The organism is Rhodococcus sp. ARP2, from assembly GCF_001029585.1.
GTDB classification, from domain to species: Bacteria; Actinomycetota; Actinomycetes; order Mycobacteriales; family Mycobacteriaceae; genus Rhodococcus_F; species Rhodococcus_F erythropolis.
The window spans coordinates 1-17,349 of the sequence record NZ_LEKE01000102.1; the positions used below are offsets into that span (position 1 = coordinate 1).

The 17,349-nt window shown below is 63.0% G+C and carries 16 protein-coding genes; 8 read left to right on the forward strand and 8 right to left on the reverse strand.

The window, feature by feature from the left end; all coding sequences use genetic code 11:
- Positions 1-1,423, reverse strand: a 1,423-nt coding sequence (locus ABX74_RS26015; protein ID WP_047890026.1) for a transglycosylase domain-containing protein, incomplete at its 3' end; no start/stop codon positions are given.
- A 577-nt stretch (positions 1,424-2,000) separates the two neighbouring features.
- On the reverse strand, positions 2,001-2,420 hold the full coding sequence (locus tag ABX74_RS26020) for a DUF5318 family protein (RefSeq protein ID WP_042448217.1): 420 nt from the start codon (positions 2,418-2,420) through the stop codon (positions 2,001-2,003).
- Positions 2,421-2,548: 128 nt separating this feature from the next.
- On the opposite strand from ABX74_RS26020, the gene ABX74_RS26025 reads away from it, so the two are divergent.
- From ABX74_RS26025 to ABX74_RS26050, 6 genes are all read left to right on the forward strand, one after another.
- Positions 2,549-3,388: a DUF1707 domain-containing protein gene (locus ABX74_RS26025; RefSeq protein WP_053062083.1), complete on the forward strand. Its 840-nt coding sequence runs from the start codon at positions 2,549-2,551 to the stop codon at positions 3,386-3,388.
- 9 nt (positions 3,389-3,397) lie between these two features.
- Positions 3,398-4,219 carry a DUF1707 domain-containing protein gene (locus tag ABX74_RS26030; RefSeq protein ID WP_047890028.1) on the forward strand — a complete coding sequence of 274 codons (822 nt, stop codon included), beginning with the start codon at positions 3,398-3,400 and terminating at the stop codon, positions 4,217-4,219.
- 9 nt (positions 4,220-4,228) lie between these two features.
- Positions 4,229-4,999, forward strand: a complete 771-nt coding sequence (locus ABX74_RS26035; RefSeq protein WP_047890029.1) for a DUF1707 domain-containing protein — start codon at positions 4,229-4,231, stop codon at positions 4,997-4,999.
- Positions 5,000-5,115: 116 nt separating this feature from the next.
- Entirely contained in the window at positions 5,116-5,679 is a 564-nt protein-coding gene (locus ABX74_RS26040; protein ID WP_003946014.1) for a PadR family transcriptional regulator, read from the forward strand.
- Complete coding sequence (locus tag ABX74_RS26045; RefSeq protein WP_003945979.1) at positions 5,672-6,775, forward strand: inositol-3-phosphate synthase; 1,104 nt, start codon at positions 5,672-5,674, stop codon at positions 6,773-6,775. Before ABX74_RS26040 ends, ABX74_RS26045 begins: the two co-directional genes overlap by 8 nt.
- A 209-nt stretch (positions 6,776-6,984) precedes the next feature.
- Positions 6,985-8,004, forward strand: a complete 1,020-nt coding sequence (locus tag ABX74_RS26050; protein WP_003946043.1) for an isopenicillin N synthase family dioxygenase — start codon at positions 6,985-6,987, stop codon at positions 8,002-8,004.
- A gap of 8 nt (positions 8,005-8,012) precedes the next feature.
- Here the strand turns inward: ABX74_RS26050 and ABX74_RS26055 are convergent, their stop codons facing one another.
- Both ABX74_RS26055 and ABX74_RS26060 read right to left on the reverse strand, forming a co-directional pair.
- Positions 8,013-10,130 (reverse strand): FAD-dependent oxidoreductase, encoded by a 2,118-nt coding sequence (locus ABX74_RS26055; protein WP_047890030.1) that lies wholly within the window; start codon positions 10,128-10,130, stop codon positions 8,013-8,015.
- 59 nt (positions 10,131-10,189) lie between these two features.
- Positions 10,190-11,575 (reverse strand): PLP-dependent aminotransferase family protein, encoded by a 1,386-nt coding sequence (locus tag ABX74_RS26060; protein ID WP_047890031.1) that lies wholly within the window; start codon positions 11,573-11,575, stop codon positions 10,190-10,192.
- Positions 11,576-11,672: 97 nt separating this feature from the next.
- Here ABX74_RS26060 and ABX74_RS26065 point away from each other — a divergent pair, with 97 nt between their 5' ends.
- On the forward strand, positions 11,673-12,380 hold the full coding sequence (locus ABX74_RS26065) for a pyridoxamine 5'-phosphate oxidase family protein (RefSeq protein ID WP_021334672.1): 708 nt from the start codon (positions 11,673-11,675) through the stop codon (positions 12,378-12,380).
- Positions 12,381-12,460: 80 nt separating this feature from the next.
- Here ABX74_RS26065 and ABX74_RS26070 read toward each other — a convergent pair whose 3' ends face one another.
- From ABX74_RS26070 to ABX74_RS26085, 4 genes are all read right to left on the reverse strand, one after another.
- Entirely contained in the window at positions 12,461-13,699 is a 1,239-nt protein-coding gene (locus ABX74_RS26070; protein WP_047890032.1) for an HNH endonuclease signature motif containing protein, read from the reverse strand.
- Positions 13,700-13,818: 119 nt separating this feature from the next.
- A complete protein-coding gene (locus tag ABX74_RS26075; RefSeq protein ID WP_223258017.1) occupies positions 13,819-14,712 on the reverse strand; it encodes a slipin family protein in 894 nt (297 codons plus the stop codon).
- Positions 14,709-15,179 (reverse strand): NfeD family protein, encoded by a 471-nt coding sequence (locus ABX74_RS26080; protein ID WP_029256740.1) that lies wholly within the window; start codon positions 15,177-15,179, stop codon positions 14,709-14,711. Before ABX74_RS26080 ends, ABX74_RS26075 begins: the two co-directional genes overlap by 4 nt.
- Positions 15,180-15,296: 117 nt before the next feature.
- On the reverse strand, positions 15,297-16,046 hold the full coding sequence (locus ABX74_RS26085) for an IclR family transcriptional regulator (protein ID WP_047890041.1): 750 nt from the start codon (positions 16,044-16,046) through the stop codon (positions 15,297-15,299).
- 247 nt (positions 16,047-16,293) lie between these two features.
- On the opposite strand from ABX74_RS26085, the gene ABX74_RS26090 reads away from it, so the two are divergent.
- The gene (locus tag ABX74_RS26090; RefSeq protein WP_047890033.1) at positions 16,294-17,346 is read left to right on the forward strand and encodes an NrtA/SsuA/CpmA family ABC transporter substrate-binding protein; all 1,053 of its coding nucleotides are present in this window, start codon (positions 16,294-16,296) and stop codon (positions 17,344-17,346) included.
- Positions 17,347-17,349: the final 3 nt, after the last annotated feature.

The following is a 17,349-nucleotide window of genomic DNA, read 5'->3' on the forward strand; positions in this document are numbered from 1 at the left end:
CCTGGTACTGGCCGAGCACGATGCCGTTGTTGGGACCGGAACCGTCAGCCTCGGTGAGCGACGGGCCGACGCCCGGGATGTCCTTCGGGATGCCTGCTTGGTGTGCGATGTCCGCGATTGCCTGCGGGCCGTTGCCGTCGAGGCTGAGCATCTGGCGGTAGAAGCTGGTATTCAGCGAACGCTTGAGCGCCTCTGCGATGGTGCAGGTGCCGCAGCTTTCACCTTCGACGTTGCCGATGGAGATGCCGTTGACGGTCAGCGGCGAGCTGTCGTACATCTGCGAGAGCGGGATTCCCTGATCCAGGGCGGCTGCGAGACCGAACACCTTGAACGAGGAACCGGTCTGAAGTCCGGCATTCGCGAAGTCGTATCCCGCGCCGTCCTCACCGCCGTAGTACGCCTTGACGGCACCGGTCTTCGGGTCGACCGAGACAACGGCGGTGCGCAGGTTCTCCGGCTCACCCTCCATGTTGGAACGGGCTGCCTCGACCGCTGCGGCCTGAGCCTGCGGGTCGATGGTCGTGGTGATCTGCAAGCCCTCGGTGTTGAGCAACTGCTCGCTGATTCCAGCGTCGCCGATCTCCTTGAGCACCTGACGCTTGATCAGGCCCTCGGGTCCGGTCGAGCCTTGGCTGCTGTTGTCGACCTGGGCGAGCGGGATGTAGGCGGGGTACTGCATCGGCGTGCGCGCGGCCTGATCCAGCGTGCCGGCGGACACCATGCCGTCGAGCACGTAGTTCCAACGGGACTTGGCACCGGTCGGGTTGGTCTCGGGATCGAGGAGTGACGGAAGCTGAATCGACGATGCCAGGACGGCGCCTTCTTCGATGGACAGCTGGTCGACGGGCTTGCCGAAGTAAGCCTTGGACGCAGCTTCGATGCCGTACGCGCCGCGACCGAAGTAAATGGTGTTCAGGTATGCGGCGAGAATGTCGTCCTTGGACCACTCGTTGGCCATCTTCGAAGAGAGAACGAGTTCCTTCATCTTTCGCGTCAGCGAACGCTCCGAGCCGACGAGCGCGGTCTTCACGTACTGCTGCGTGATGGTCGAGCCACCACCGGCGCTGTCACGACCGAGCACGTTGTCACGGGCTGCGCGCGCGAAACCGGAGATCGAGAAGCCCGGGTTCGAGTAGAAATCGCGGTCCTCTGCGGCCAGAACGGCGTTCCGAACGTGCATCGGCACCTGATCGAGTGAGACCTCGACGCGGTTACCTTCGTCCGGCGGGACGACAGTACTGATCACCGTGGTGCCGTCGGCGGCGAAGACCGTCGCCACCTGATTGGTCTTTTGGTCACCGGGCTTGGGGACGTCCTGCACGATGTACGCGGCCATGAAGGCAAGGACGGGCAGAACAAGACCGAGCGCCACCAAGACGTAGGCCGAGCGGCGAACTGTGCGCCACTTGGACTTCTTCTTCACGGTGCTCTTTCTTCCCTTCGGGGGTTGTCCGTCGTTGCCACCGCCACCGGAGCCACCTGTCGGCGGCTTCGTCGGCGGAGGTCCGACCGGCGGGCGGGTGCCCGCGTTGGTACGGGTGGTCGCTGCTGCTGCCGCGACGCGCTGGGTCGGTTCGTTTGCCTGAGCGCCTGCGGCGCGATCTCGAGGCGGCGGGCCGGCAGGCCGGCCTTGCGGCGGACGACCCTGAGGAGGGGGACCGGCGGGGCGGCCCTGAGGAGGCGGGCCCGAAGGTCGACCTTGCGGCGGACGCCCCTGAGGCGGGGGTCCCATCGGACGGCCTTGCTGCGGACGACCCTGAGGGGGCGGACCCATCGGAGGGCGTCCCTGCGGTGGTGGGCCCTGCGGTGGTGGACCCATCGGACGTCCCTGCGGCGGACGACCCTGAGGAGGTCCGGCGGGACGGTTGGGACCGACGGGACGGCCACCCGGGTTGTTGCCTCCCGGGTTGTTGTTGCTGGGGGAACTCACGAATCAAATCTCCAGTGGTCACGGACCGATCACGTGCAGACTTCGATCGGGCCCTTCTTCGGGTGTGGCGTTACTCGCTGGCGGTGCGCCGGCTTGGTGGGCGTGCTCGCCGCGGTCGCGGCGGCGCAGGTACTGCGCCGAGCACATAGGACTGCACCAAGTGGTTCCAACTGCAGGTACGGCACACCTCTACAACGTGCACCGTGAACTCCTCTGCTGTTTCCGCAAGCCGAGCGAGCTCGTCCGAGGTTCGGGCCGATCCCGAAACCTGACCGAGCTTGTCGCCGAACACCCAGGACACGAGCGTCAACTGTTCCTTGCGGCAAATGGGGCAGACGACGTCGCTGCCCCGGCCGTGGAACTTCGCGGCTCTGAGTAGGTACGGATCGGCGTCACACACTTGCTTGACGTCGGTCCTACCCGCAGACACTTCGGCCAGCACAGACCGACGCGCGAGCGCGTAGTCCACAACTTGCCGCTGTATCCGCACCTGACCAGCGTACGTGCGTCCGTGCCGCCACGGACGGTTCGGGAGGGTCACGATGAACACATTTTGCGGTCCGGACGCATGGCGACCAGCCATTACGATCACTTCCTGTGAAGTCTTCCCGTTCCCCGATGACGCGTGCTCGTGATCTTGATCGCGTCGAAACGTGCAATGTGTTGGACGCCGCGTACGCCGAAGGGCAGTTGAGCGCGGAGGACTACTTCGAACGGACCGAAAAGGCGAGGTCCGCGAAAACCCTGCTCGAGCTCGCGCGCCTGGTCAACGATCTGCAGGTGCCGAAGATCGATACCACAACGGCGCCTCGGACGTCGGTGACGCGCAAGGCCGTGTACATCGGTGGCGCTGCTCTGATCGTCGTCGGCGCGGTCGCCGCGGTGGCCTGGAGTCGCTCACCATTGACGCCTTCGGAAGACATCACCGCCAGTTATGCCAGCACTACTTCCCTCGCGCCACCGTTGCCGACCACCACCCTGGTGCCGGAGCCGACCGTCGAACCGATCCTGATCGCACACATCGACACATTGACTCCCGAGGGTATCGGCGCATTTATCGAGAAGTATCGCGACGAGTTCGGCGACATGTTCATCGATGACGCCAGCTTCCACGGCGACTTCTCTCTGGTGAGCCGGGCGGTACCCGACGCTCCAGCCCTCACCGAGTCCATCAGTTTTCGCGACGGCTTCGAGCGGGAAGTGACATCCATTCCGCGGCGAACGGGCCAGCCGACCTTCGATCTCGGTTCCATCCAGATCGACAAGCTCGCGCCGTACATGGTTAACATCGGCGCCTACGTCAATGTTTCGGACGCCACGATCACGCACTTGATCGTGGACGCGAACTACGGCCTCCCGGAGATCGCGATCTATGCGGAGAACGGACTCGGCCACCAAGGACGAATCGAGGTCACGCCGTGGGGCGAGATCTCTCGTTCCTACCCGTACGGGAGCTAGGGTGAGCCGGTGAGTGGGTCCCCGACTACTACCTCTACGCGCACCCGTGCGCGCGACGTCGACCGTTCCGATACCTGCGCCGTTCTCGATACGGCTCTGTCCGACGGCCAGATCACGGTCGACGAGCACGCCAACCGGACGGCTGCGGCCATGACCGCGACCACCCTCGGCCAGCTCGATCTACTGGTCCGCGATCTGCAGAAAGCAACGCTGCGCAACGCCGTTGCCAAAGTTCGTCGTATCGACAAGATCTGGTACCTCGCAGCCGCATCGACTATCTTCGCCGGCCTGATCGGGTACCTGACCTTGTCCGCCGACCCTTCACCCCCACCGCCTCCACCGGCGGCAGCCGAAAACGTCGAACCGCTTGCCCCCATTGTGAGTTCCACACTGAACACCGTCACCGCAAGCGGGATCGGGGACTTTATCACAAAATACAGCACCAAGTACGGCACGACGATAATCGATTCCGTCAACTTCTACGACGGCTATGCAAGCGTTACTCGCGCCGCCGCTATCTCGCCGAATCTGGAGGAGGACATCGACTTTCGAGGCGGTTTCACACCACGCGAGAGCACGTCGACTCGAGCGGCCAGCACTGCCACCTTCGACCTCGCTGCCGTCGACATCGACAAACTCGCCGGATATCTGGCAGGAGTGTCCGCAAATCTCAACGTCCCCGACGCCGAGATCACACACATCAGCATGAGTTCGTCGAGCGATGATCCACGCGTCTCCATCTACGTGAGCAACAACCTCGGCGCGAGCGGGTGGATGGACCTGACGCCTGACGGACGCCCGATCCGCTTGTCTCCCTTCACTCCTCGATAGGCCCCGGACATGCCGAACGATCTGACCAGGACCACCCGCGCTCGCAATGCCGATCGCGAGGCTACCTGCGCAGTGCTGGACTCCGCCTTCGCCGACGGGCAACTCACGGCGACCGAGCACGACGAATTGACCGAACTCGCCGCGGTGGCAGTCACTCTCGGCGATCTCGAAGATTTGACGTCCGATCTGCAGACCGAAGCGTCTCTGCCTGTTCTCCGGAAAGAACCTTCGCTCGACACGCGTTTGATCGCCCTTGCGATCATCGCTCTGTCACTGGTGTCGGCAATCGGCTTCGGAATCAAATATGTGGCGTCGGACGTCACGATCTTCTCCAGCCCCGAGCCACAGTTGCACACCGTCGACGGCCTGGGGGCGATGTTCCGTGCCATCGAAACGGAGTACGGCAGCGGACTGGTGGACGAGATGACCATCTATCCCACTTATGCACGCGTAACGCGCGCCGATCCTGCTGCGCAGCGCAAGAGCCTCGACAGTTACTACCGAGGCGACCTCGAGGACACGACTTCGGGAGGATCGCGCGAACCCGACGTGACACAGATCGACGTCACACAGCTCGATCCTCGCATCGTGATCGCCCTGCTCGACGGCGCCGGAACCACAACGTCGGTGCAAAATCCGACCACTCGGTACGTCTCTGTCGGAAGCACCGAAACCGTGCCGACCATCGAGATCCACGTCGGCAACGACCTCGACGAAAGCGGGTACCTGACCGCTGGCCTCGACGGGGAAATCATGTCGATCTACCCGTTCACCCCCTGATCTAGCCGTGACACCTTGGTACACGTATCGGGCCGCAGTGTGGTTTTATATATCGGCGCGATATAGTTGGTTATCGCATCAAGCGGTTAGGTTCAACGACTCGGGAGGTTTGTCAGTTGCTCGAACTCGCAATCCTCGGGCTGCTCCTCGAGTCACCGATGCACGGATACGAGCTGCGTAAGCGGCTCACTGGTCTGCTCGGCGCATTCCGCGCGTTCTCGTACGGATCGCTGTACCCGGCACTGCGGCGCATGCAAGCCGACGGATTGATCTCGGAAGACGTCGACACTGCCACCGGCACGCTCAAGCGTCGGGCGCGTCGCGTCTACCAGCTCACTCCGGAAGGTCGGCAACGGTTCACCGAACTGGTCGCCGACACCGGGCCGCAGAACTACACCGACGACGGTTTCGGCGTTCACCTCGCCTTCTTCAGCCGCACCCCCGCAGAAGCGCGGATGCGGATCCTCGAAGGCAGGCGACGCCAGGTCGAGGAGCGCCGTGAGGGGCTCCGCGAGGCCGTCGGTCGGGCCAGCGGATCGCTGGACCGCTATACCCGTCAGCTCCATCAGCTCGGACTCGAATCGAGTGAACGCGAAGTGCGTTGGCTCAACGAATTGATCGCAGCCGAGCAATCGACAACAGGAACATCCCGGAAAGAAGGAGAACCCGACCATGGGTGAGAACAGCACCGCGGTGCGCGTAGCCATTGTGGGCGTGGGTAACTGCGCCTCGTCCCTGGTTCAGGGCGTCCACTACTACAAGGATGCCGACGAGACCCAGACGGTCCCCGGCCTCATGCACGTCAAGTTCGGTAAGTACCACGTCCGCGACGTGCAGTTCGTCGCTGCGTTCGACGTCGACGCCAAGAAGGTCGGCTTCGACCTCTCCGAGGCGATCCTCGCGAGCGAGAACAACACCATCAAGATCGCCGACGTCCCGCCCCTGGACGTTCCCGTTCAGCGTGGCCCGACCCTCGACGGCATCGGCAAGTACTACGCCGAGACCATCGAGCTGTCCGACGCCGAGCCCGTCGACGTCGTCAAGGCACTCAAGGACGCTCAGGTCGACGTCCTCGTCTCCTACCTGCCCGTCGGTTCCGACGACGCTGACAAGTTCTACGCACAGTGCGCGATCGACGCAGGCGTTGCATTCGTCAACGCCCTGCCCGTCTTCATCGCTTCCGACCCGGAGTGGGCTGCCAAGTTCAAGGACGCCGGCGTCCCGATCGTCGGCGACGACATCAAGAGCCAGGTCGGCGCCACCATCACCCACCGCGTGATGGCGAAGCTGTTCGAAGACCGCGGCGTCGTGCTGGACCGCACCTACCAGCTCAACGTCGGTGGAAACATGGACTTCAAGAACATGCTCGAGCGTGATCGCCTGGAGTCCAAGAAGGTTTCCAAGACCCAGGCCGTGACGTCCAACCTGACCGGCGCACTCGCCGGCAAGGTCCACGACCGCAACGTCCACATCGGTCCCTCGGACTACGTGGAGTGGCTCGACGACCGCAAGTGGGCATACGTCCGCCTCGAAGGCCGCGCCTTCGGTGACGCTCCCCTGAACCTGGAGTACAAGCTCGAGGTCTGGGATTCGCCCAACTCTGCCGGCATCATCATCGACGCCGTGCGCGCAGCCAAGATCGCCAAGGACCGCGGCATCGGTGGACCGGTTTACCCGGCTTCCGCTTACCTGATGAAGTCCCCGCCGGTCCAGATGGCCGACGACAAGGCTCGCATCGAGCTCGAAGCGTTCATCATCGGAGCCGATGAGGCGTAGCTAGACGCCGGGCCGACGAGGCCTGATTTAGGTTCACGCTGATTCGGGGTCTTGCGCCAATGGCGCAAGGCCCCGATTCTGTTATCCGCAGGGTGTTTCCGCATCCGCGCGGGTAATCACGCCTGCGGCTGCCGAATCGCCGCGCGGGTCCGGGTGCCGATCAGCGTGGAATGATGGACATCAGAACCATCACACGGATCGAGGACCCCATGTCGATTACGTCGCTGCCAGTGCTCGATCTGTCGCTTGCGCAGAACCCCGACACCGCCGAGCAGTTCCGCACTCAGCTCCGCGAGGCCACCCACGAGGTCGGATTCTTCTACCTGGTCGGCCACGGAATTCCCGACGAACTGCAGCGACGCCTCCTCGCCGTCGCCCGCGAGTTCTTCGCACTTCCGACTGCCGAGAAGCTCGCGATCGAGAACGTCCGCAGCCCGCACTTCCGTGGGTACACCAGGCTCGGCGGCGAACTGACCGAAGGCAAGCAGGACTGGCGCGAGCAGATCGACATCGGCGCCGAACAGCCCGCGGCCGAGCGCACCGACACCTCACCGGCCTGGGAGATCCTGCAGGGCCCCAACCAGTGGCCCGACGCCCTTCCCGAACTCCGCGACGTCATCACCGAGTGGAACGACACACTCACCTCGATCGCATTGAGCCTCTTACGCGAATGGGCGGTAGCCCTGGGCCAGGATGCGAACATCTTCGACGACGCGTTTGCTCACGATCCGTCGATCCTCATCAAGGTGGTGCGTTACCCGGGCCGCCCGAAAGGTGCCGGCTCCCAGGGCGTCGGCGGGCACAAGGACGCGGGTGTGCTGACCCTGCTCTATGTCGAACCGGGCAAGGGCGGTCTGCAGGTCGAGCACGACGGCGATTGGATCGACGCACCGCCGATCGACGGGGCGCTGGTGGTCAACATCGGCGAACTTCTCGAGGTCGCTACCGGCGGCTACTTGAAAGCGACTGTGCACCGGGTAGTTTCACCCGAGGGCGACGGCGAACGTATCTCGGTGCCGTTCTTCTTCAACCCGAACTACGCAGCGCAGATCCCGGAGTTCGACCTACCACCCGAGCTGGCGGCGCGCGCCACCGGCGTCACCGTGGACGCGAACAACCCGATCCACGATTCCTACGGGGCGAACGCCCTCAAGAGTCGACTACGCGCGCACCCCGATGTCGCGGCCCGATGGTGGCCGGACATCGTTGCGGCACAAAGCGCTACCTAGGGGATGGGTCAAAGATCCATCGCAACTTTCCACGCCGTGTGCATCGCACCTTCGATGTAGTCGACGTTCACCGCGTCACCGACCACGTGCACGTCGGAGACGACGCCGATCAGAGCGTCGGCCAGCGGCGCTTGCGCTGACACCCCCGATGCGACGACAACCATGTCGGCTGGAGCGGTCAGTGTCTTGTCACCGGAACGGAATTCGACGTGCTCCTTGGTGATTCGCTGCACCGTAGAATTGCGGTGAATGTCCACACCGACATGCTTGGCGTGGCGCACAGCCGTCCAGCGGCGCGGCATCGCCATCGGAATACCCAACTGCTGGCCTTCTTCGATCAGCGTCACATTGCGACCTCGCTCGGCCAGGAACTCCGCAAGCTCGAGTCCGACAAGCGAACCACCGATCACGACAACGTCCTTACCCATGGGCAGGAACTTGCGGGTCACAGCTCGAATCGCCGCGGGGCTCTTGGTGATACCGGACAGCTTGCCCAACTTGGCCATCGTCCGCAGGAACGGCGGCACCTGTGAGACGTCTCCCGCTCCGGTCATCAACGCGCGCAACGAATCACCGGTGTGCACGTGCGGCAAGTCGCCGCCCGGAACACTAGGCCGCTCACGAACTGCACCGGTGGCCACGACTGCGGCGTCGGGGTTCAGTGCCCGGATCGAAGCAACCGAGGCTTCGGTCTTCAGTCGAACATCGACACCGAGACGCTCGATTTCCACTTTCAACCAGCTGAGCAGACGCCCGTTGTCCGGGGTAGTGAGGCTCGAGAACCACAGGGTGCCGCCAAGGCGATCGGATTTGTCCAACACCGTGACTCGGTGCCCACGTTCAGCGGCCACGCGAGCCGTTTCGAGACCACCGGGGCCCGCTCCGACCACAACAACGTGTTTCGGAGTGCTGGTCCGAACGAAGGGGAGCAGCGCTTCGTTGCCCAGGGCAGGGTTCACCGCGCACAGCGGGGTCTCGTCCCAGAAGTTCTCCTGCACGCAGACGTAGCAATTGATGCAAGGCCGAACCCGCTCGGGTGCACCGTCTTTGAGTTTGTTCACCAACTGTGGATCGGCCAGGAGCTGGCGGCCCATCGCGGCGAAGTCCGTGCGACCTTCCGCGATCATCTTCTCGCCGACCTCGGGGAGCATACGTCCGACCGTGATCACGGGGATCGATATCACCTGCTTGATTCGCGTTGCGTTGTCCGTGTAGTAGCCGACCTTGTCGGGCAGGGGGCCGTCGGTGAAGTTGGCAAAAGCATTCAGCGCGGTACCGGTGACGTGAATGGCGTCAGCGCCGGCCTCTTCGAACATCTTGGCGGCCGCAGCAGCCTCGTCGACGGTCAGCCCGTCGGTTTCGCCGTACTCTTGACCGGCCAGACGCACGATGACGGCAAGCGCACCGCCGACCTCCTCCTTGACCGCCCGAATAACCTCACAAGCCAGGCGTGCACGGTTCTCCATGGAACCTCCGTACTCATCGCTGCGCTGATTCGTGTACCGACTCAGGAACGCTCCGAGGACGTAGTTGTGGGCACAGTGAATCTCGACGGCGTCGCCGCCCGCCGCCTTCACTCGTCCGGCAGCCTCGGCGAACATGCGGACGAGCCAATCAAGATCTTCCTTGGTGGCCTCGTGGTAGGTCGCCCTCTTGCCCTCGTTGATGGCAGCCATCTTGCCCAGTTCTTCGGGCGTGCAATCGGCCATCGCACTCATGTCACCCGGCGGCTTCGGTGTGGACGGGACCAGCTGCGGTCGGCCGTCGAGGGTATCGATGCGCGCCACCTTGCCGTGGTGTGTCATCTGCACACAGAGCTTGCTGCCTGCGTCGTGCACCGCGTCGGCCAGCGCTTTGAGTCCGGGGATGAACCGGTCTTCGGAGAGCCCCGGTTCCTTGCGGCTGGTGCAGCCCAGCGGGTACGCAACAGCGCAGCAACCGGTGATGATCAGACCCGTTCCACCGGCCGCACGAGCCACGAAGTGGTCGATGTCGCCCTTTTCGATTTGCCCGTCTTCACACAGGTTCATGTCCATCGCAGGGAGAACCACACGATTGGGCACGGTCATCGGGCCGATGGTGCCTGGTGCGAGCAGGTGCGGAAAGGTCTGGCTTCGGATCGTCACGAGCAGACGCTAGAACTGGACCACGCCCATCCGTTGCCGCACTCCCGATCATCGAGACTTCACGCGCTGTGACGTGCGAGGCACTCGGCTATCACCTCGAGCGCATATTCGAGGTCCGCGGATTCCACTCGCCCGTAGCCGATGACCAATCCGCCGGGGTCTCCGTGCGTTCGGGTGGACTCGACCAGGGTGGGCACTTCGACGCCGTGTTCAAGTGCCTCGCGAGCGACGGTGGCTGCCAGATCCGCGTCGAGCATGAGCGTCGTGTGCATGCCGGCGCCGAGTCCGCGCAGTTCACCGAACGATGACAGTGCTTCCTCGACCGCCCGATCGCGCTCGCGGTACCTGCGCCGGGCGGTACGTACCGCTCGATCCCATTCGCCGTCACGGAGCAGGGACAAGAGTGCTTGCTGCAGCGGAACCGACGGGAAGTCGCCGATTCGCTTGCGGTGTACTGCTATGCGGTCGACCAGGTCGAGGGGAGCTACCAACCAGCCCAATCGAATTCCGGCGCCGAGCGTTTTGGCAACCGTTCCGAGATATACCACCCGATCAGGAGCCAACTGGGCGAGCGCAGGCAAAGGCGCTACGTCGTAACGGAATTCGGAGTCGTAATCGTCCTCGAACAGGACGACGTCGCGGGCGCGTGCGAACTCGATCAACTGGTTGCGCCGACCTACCGGAAGCAGCCCACCTGTCGGATACTGATGGGACGGTGTCACATACACACCGCGTACGCCCTCCGACGCCGTTTCGAGTTGGTCGACACAGAGACCATGAGCGTCGACGGGCACGTCGAGTAGCGACCATCCACAGGCTGTTGCGGCCGAGGACGCATACCGGTACCCGGGATCTTCCATCGCCAGAACAGCACCACGGGTACGCAGAGCCGACAGGGCGAGGCCGAGACCATGCGTGGCACCTGAGGTGATCAGGATTCTCTCGGGTTCAACCGACATTCCGCGGGCTCTTGCCAGCAATTCCGATAGTGCCGAACGCAATTCGTAGTCACCCGCAGGATCGGGATCCTCGAATGGTGGCGGTTTGGACCCGACGTCACGCCACGCCCGCCGCCACGCTGCCGATGCACGCGGCGGCGTCCACGGCACGCCTGGCCGGAGCTGCACCCTGGGCGACATCTTGTCGGCGGTCTTCTTCGGTGTAGTCGTGGGAGTGACCACGGGAGAGGGCGCCTCGGCAACGAAGGTGCCCGAGCCGTGCACAGCGACAAGCCAACCCTCGGCAATCAACTGCTCATACGCCCGTTCCACGACGCCCCGCGCCACCTCGAGCTCCGCCGCCAGCTTCCGGGAACTGGGTAACCTCAGTCCCACTGCCGCCTTACCACTGCGGATATCAGCTCTGAGGTGGTCGGCAATCTGGATCGGGAGCGCCCGCCGATCTGTCCGGTCGAGGACGACGGCTACCGCCGAAGGAAGAAACATTCAGAACCCTCTCGGAAGTGGAAAATCGAAGTGGCCTATCGAAGTCTCCACTGATTGGACCATGACTTGAAGCCACTTTGCCACCAGCATTGTCTGCATGACAGATTCCGTTGTCTTTGCTGCCCCTGCTCCTGCCCCCACTGCACCTATTCCGCTGTCCCCGACAGCACGTACGACGCACAAGCGCGCCCGCCACCACGGCGTCGCAGAACGCGCGGCACTCGTCGACGTCTTGCAGTCCGCGAAGCTGTGCCACATGGGCGTGAACGTCGGCGGAGTTCCCATGGTGTTTCCCACCGCGTACGGGTTCGACCTCGACGGCCCTGACCGCGGCGGGTCTATTTATGTTCACGGCTCGGTGGCCTCGCGAAGCTTGGCTCCCGACAGCGAAATCTGCATCACCATCACGATCCTCGACGGGCTCGTGTTGGCGCGGTCGGGCTTCCACCACTCGATGAACTACCGCAGCGGCGTCATCATCGGATCACCTCGAGTCGTGACCGACGGCGACGAGCGAGTGAAGGCTTTGAATCTGATCGTCGACCAGGTGGTTCCCGGACGTTCCCAACACTTGCGGGATCACACGCGCAAGGAAATGGCGGCAACCATCGTTCTTGCACTGCCGTTGTACGAGGCTTCCGTCAAGGCCCGCACCGGCGGCCCCGGCGACGATGCCGCCGACATCGGTGTCGAAACCGTTTGGGCTGGAGTAGTTCCCGCAGCTACGCACTTCGGTGAACCGATCCCGTCCGAGGATCTCGACTCAGGTGTCGCGCTTCCGGACCATATCTCGACGATGCTCTGACCGCACACGCGACTCCGACAAACGCAGCTCGCACCGGGGCATGGCTATGCCCCGGTGTGTACGTATTCAGTTGCGCCCGTTCAGGCTGCTGTGGGCGGGCTGTTCCCGCCGATCGGATGCTGATACGGATCAACGGACATCGGTGGATAGAACACCGTCTTTCGATCCGGACCGATCTCCACCCGCCACTCCGTGTGGTGCATCGTCCGGTGGTGATGACCACACAACAAGATCAGATTGTCGAGATCTGTTGGGCCACCATCGTTCCAGTGAACGATATGGTGAGCATCGCACCACCCCGACGGCGTCCCACACCCCGGGAACGCACACCCACCATCACGAACTGCCAACGCCCGCCGCTGCGGAACCGTCGCCGTTCTCGCTTCCTTACCGCAGTCGAGCGGAACACCGTTCTCGTCCAGGAGGATCCGGGTGACGATGCCGTCGCACGCCAACATCCGGGCAGTGTCGATACTGATCGGGCCCACCCAGTCCGTCCACGCGAACCCGAGTTCCTCAGTGGACGGCAGGAGGTCTTTCAAGGCCTGCAGATCCGTCACGTCCTTCGCCGACGCAGTCACCGTGATGTGCGGTTTCACTCCGCCTTCGATCGGACCCAACCCCGCTCGCTCGTACCGGCGCAACAACTCGCAAAACCCATCGGCCCGTCGTAATGCCGGCGTGCGGGTGTCCTTGACGCCGTCCTTCTCCGGTGTCGGAGCCGACAGGCTCGACAGCAACGTGATCAGACGCGCCCCGTTCACCGCATCCAGATCACCCTTCACCGACACCCGCCCGTACAAGCCTTTCGAGGCGTAGAACTCGTTACGCTCCGAATCCTCGCCGACCGGAACACCGTCCTCACGCTTGCCAAATTGCTTCTCGATCCGCCGAATCGCCGCCCGCACCGCATCACAATCGGCAATGTTCTTCGACGCCAACGACAACAAAATCCCGCGAGCCTTGTCCACATCCGCCAGGGTCATGTTCTTCGGCGGATGCTGACAAAACGACGCCACCTGACGCGCCTTCAACGCATCCACATCGCCACGATGAAACGAATCCGCCACAACAGGTTCGAGCATCAACAACCGCGCCAACCCGACCAGCAGACTGCACTCACCGATCTCCAGATTCGTCGAACCATGCAACCACTGCGCGATCACCCGAAAACCCTTCCCGCCGAGAACCTCCCGGGAAAACATCTCCACAATCAACAACACCATCCGCGACTGCAACTCGTGCCGGGCACGCACCAGATCCAGAACCTCACACTTGAGGCCCTCACCATCCAGTTGCCACGCTTCCCGACTGTCCATGCCGAAAGTCTAATCGAACACACTTTCGATGGCCAGAGACAAAGCGGACAACTTCGAAGGGAACTGGACTCGAGACCTACTGAAATACATGGCCTTTCAGGACACTGGTGATAATCGTTCTACCCGAGTCGCTCGCCGATCTCTCGATCGCTAACACGATCGTTCACACCGACACCACCGTTCACTGCCGTCGAACCTGTAGCAAAGTGGCCAAAGGCTCCGGTCGGGCGGACACGTTCCTCGGCGGCCGGAGTTGCCGCAACTCCGCCGCCCATGAAGGGCCGGACAAGATCCAGCGGCAAGGGGAAGACAACGGTGGAGTTGTTCTCGCTACCGATCTCGTGAAGTGTCTGCAGATATCGCAATTGCAGGGTGGTCGGATTGCGGCTGATCACCTCGGCCGCCTCGGCGAGCTTGGCCGAAGCCTGAAACTCTGCGTCGGCGTTGATGATCTTGGCCCGACGTTCACGTTCGGCCTCTGCTTGCCTGGCGATGGCGCGCTGCATGTTGGCTGGAATCTCGACGTCCTTGATCTCGACGGTCGTGACCTTGACGCCCCACGGTTCGGTCTGCTGGTCGATGACTTTCTGCAGATCCTCGTTGAGGCGTTCACGTTCGGATAGCAGCGAGTCCAGCTCAGCTTTACCGAGGATGGAGCGCAGTGTGGTCTGGGCGATCTGTGAGGTGGCGGCCAGAAAGTCCTCGACTTCGACTATCGAACGGTCAGCGTCGACGACCCGAAAGTACGTGACGGCGGTGACCTTCACCGGAACATTGTCGCGGGTAATCACTTCTTGGACCGGTATTTTCAGCGTGACGGTTCGCAGACTGACCCGTTCCATGCGATCGATCGCCGGCACCAGAATCACCAGGCCTGGGCCTTTCAAGGTGATCAATCGGCCGAGGCGGAACACCACCGCGCGCTCGTACTCGCGCAGAACTCTCACCGACATTCCCACAAGGACTGCAATCAGCACGACAAACACGAACAACACGACAAGCACGGTGGTCATAGCGGCAGCTCCCACGGTTCACGACGGCGCACTTTCAGAGTCAGGCCTCGTACCTGCTCTACGACGACGGATTCGCCCACGGCAGGCACAGAGTCGTCGTACCCGAATTCCATTCGAGCACTCCATAATCCGCCGTCAAGCTCGACCTGCCCCTGCGCGCCGGTCCAACTGCGAACGGTCGCGTCGGAGCCGACAAGAGATTCCGTTCCGGTACGCACGGGCGCGCGGCGCGCGGTAAGAGCTTTTCGACTCGCTACCGCCACCACGCCCAGGCCGACTACCGCGACCCCCGCCGTCACCGGGATCGCGATCAATTGCCCGATACCGTCGGATGTGAAAAGCATCCAGACGCCGGCACCGATCATGAGTGCTCCAAGCACACCGAGCACCCCCGCGGTTGGGGCATGCGCCTCGACCACGATCAACAGGACGCCCAGCAGCAGGGCAACGACACCGATCGTCGTCATCACTCGTCTCCACGCTCGCGAGGACGCGGTCACGTCGCGTAGCCATTGTGCGATCGCGCCCTCGGCTTCAACGGTAATCACGTTCGGCCGGATCTGCCACAAGCGATTCACGCCAGTTCAGAGAAGCACTTCACCGATCTGTCGCGCAGTCACCTTGGCAAGGTCGGCGAGGAACGGAATCCGTTCGTCGATCATCAGCTCGACCGGACCACGAAGCCCGAGAGCGTAACGCACAGTGCCGGATCCATCGATGATCGGAATTCCGATCGTTCGGTAATCCGGGGTCAACTCCTCGTCGTTGAATCCGTATCCTCGCTCACGAGTCAGTTCCAATTCCCGGCGGATACCGGCAACGTCGGTGATCGCACGCTGAGTGGTCGCTTCACGTGGCAGCGCAGCGAGCTCGGAATCGTCGACATCGGACCAAGCCAGAAAGGCCTTCCCCAGTGCGCTCGCATGCAAGGGAAGGCGGACACCTTGGAGCACGTGCCCGTCGGCCTCGCGCCACCGACTGAATCCGAGCAACACCACCTCACTTCCGCTTCGCGCTGCCAGGGAGGCGGATGCTCCTGTCGTCGCGGCCAATTGCTCCAAATAGGGCTCGGACAGATAGATCCGATGCTGCCGGTAGGAGACCTGTCCGTAAGCCGCCAGCGCCGCGCCGATGCGATACCGACTGGTTGCGTCGTCCTTCTCGAGGAACCCCGCGTCGACGAGAGACTGCAGCAATCGATGCGTGGTGCTGACCGCAAGCTCTTGTCGCCGCGCAACTTCCGAGACTCCCAGTTCTTCGCCACTGCGAAAACATGTGAGCATGGTCAGGGCACGGGTTACCGTCTGAACTCCCGCGCCGCGTGCGTCCGTCACGAACGATCCTTTCGCTGTGGCCTGATCGACCTGAGAATCGGACGCTAACACGGACCCAGCAGTCCGGCCATCCTTTCCATCAGGTGGAAAGGAACCAGACGACGGTCCATAAAAGCCCAGATGAACAGACTTCCGATGTTGTCAAGATTTCCAATCTCCAGAAAACAAACGGGGGTAAAACGGACAGGCACCCAATAGCGTCATCGTCGTCAGTTCTGACGAATCAACGCCTGAAGGAGCCACATACATGTCCCGCTTCCGCCGACTGCCACGAGCTGCCGCTGCGCTCGCCATGATCCCGCTGGCCGGGTTGGCGGTGGCGTGTGGGTCTTCCGATTCCGACAGCGCCGCAGGCAATTCCAGCGCCGACTTCACGCTCAAAGTCTTCGATCCCGGAAACTCCGGTGCCATCGCCGTCGGCAAGCGTGACGGAACCTACGACGAGGCGCTGGCACCGCTGGGCGCAAAGATCGAATGGGTCAAGACCACACCGGGATTCAGCTCCAACCTCAAACTGTTCAACAGCGGAGAACTCGACATCCAAACCGGCGCATACAGTCCCGTCGTCGGAGCACTGTCCAAGGACGTGGGTGTCCGCATCTTCGCCACGTCCGACCCGTACAACAAGGACCAGGCCGGCATCATCGCCACTCCGGAATCCGGAATCAAGACCGTCGCAGATCTGGCCGGCAAGCGCATCGCCGTCAACCCTGCAGGTAAGGGCGAGTACATCACGCTCACGGCCCTGACGCAGGCCGGAGTGCCGATCGATTCCGTCGAACGTGTTCCGCTGCAACAGGCTGACGCGGCGTCGGCGTTCTCCACCGGGCAGGTAGACGCGTGGGCATCCTTCCTGATTCCATATCAGGAGGCGAAGGCCAAGGGCGCGGTCGAGATAGCAACCGAGGCGAGCATCGACTCCGTGGACAGCACCATCATCGCCGGCCGCACCGCAGTACTCGAAGCGCATCCCGAGGTGGTCCAGAAGTTCCTCGAGGTCACCCAGGAACTCACCGCGAAGCAGCAGGCCGACCCAGCAGCCTTCGAGAACGTCTTCGAACAGACCGGTCCGCGTGCACTCTCCGGACAGCGACTCGACGACGCGATCACCCTCGGCGGCCAGGTCACCAACTTCCGCTACCCGACTGCAGCCGACGCTACCGACCTCGAATCCATCTCCACGCTGTTCGCCGAGAACAAGGTGATCCAGCAGCCCCTCAAGGGCAGCGACGTGATCTTCGACCTCCAGGGTGCTGTGGCAGGTTCGGCAGCGGCAGCGCCCACCACCGAGGGGAAGTGACCC

Coding starts and splice junctions, on each gene's coding strand:
- ABX74_RS26025 (WP_053062083.1), top strand. CDS start 2,549: ATGACGCGTGCTCGTGATCTTGATCGCGTCGAAACGTGCAATGTGTTG.
- ABX74_RS26035 (WP_047890029.1), top strand. CDS start 4,229: ATGCCGAACGATCTGACCAGGACCACCCGCGCTCGCAATGCCGATCGC.
- ABX74_RS26045 (WP_003945979.1), top strand. CDS start 5,672: ATGGGTGAGAACAGCACCGCGGTGCGCGTAGCCATTGTGGGCGTGGGT.
- ABX74_RS26050 (WP_003946043.1), top strand. CDS start 6,985: ATGTCGATTACGTCGCTGCCAGTGCTCGATCTGTCGCTTGCGCAGAAC.
- ABX74_RS26060 (WP_047890031.1), bottom strand. CDS start 11,575: ATGTTTCTTCCTTCGGCGGTAGCCGTCGTCCTCGACCGGACAGATCGG.
- ABX74_RS26065 (WP_021334672.1), top strand. CDS start 11,673: ATGACAGATTCCGTTGTCTTTGCTGCCCCTGCTCCTGCCCCCACTGCA.
- ABX74_RS26070 (WP_047890032.1), bottom strand. CDS start 13,699: ATGGACAGTCGGGAAGCGTGGCAACTGGATGGTGAGGGCCTCAAGTGT.
- ABX74_RS26075 (WP_223258017.1), bottom strand. CDS start 14,712: ATGACCACCGTGCTTGTCGTGTTGTTCGTGTTTGTCGTGCTGATTGCA.
- ABX74_RS26080 (WP_029256740.1), bottom strand. CDS start 15,179: ATGACGACGATCGGTGTCGTTGCCCTGCTGCTGGGCGTCCTGTTGATC.
- ABX74_RS26090 (WP_047890033.1), top strand. CDS start 16,294: ATGTCCCGCTTCCGCCGACTGCCACGAGCTGCCGCTGCGCTCGCCATG.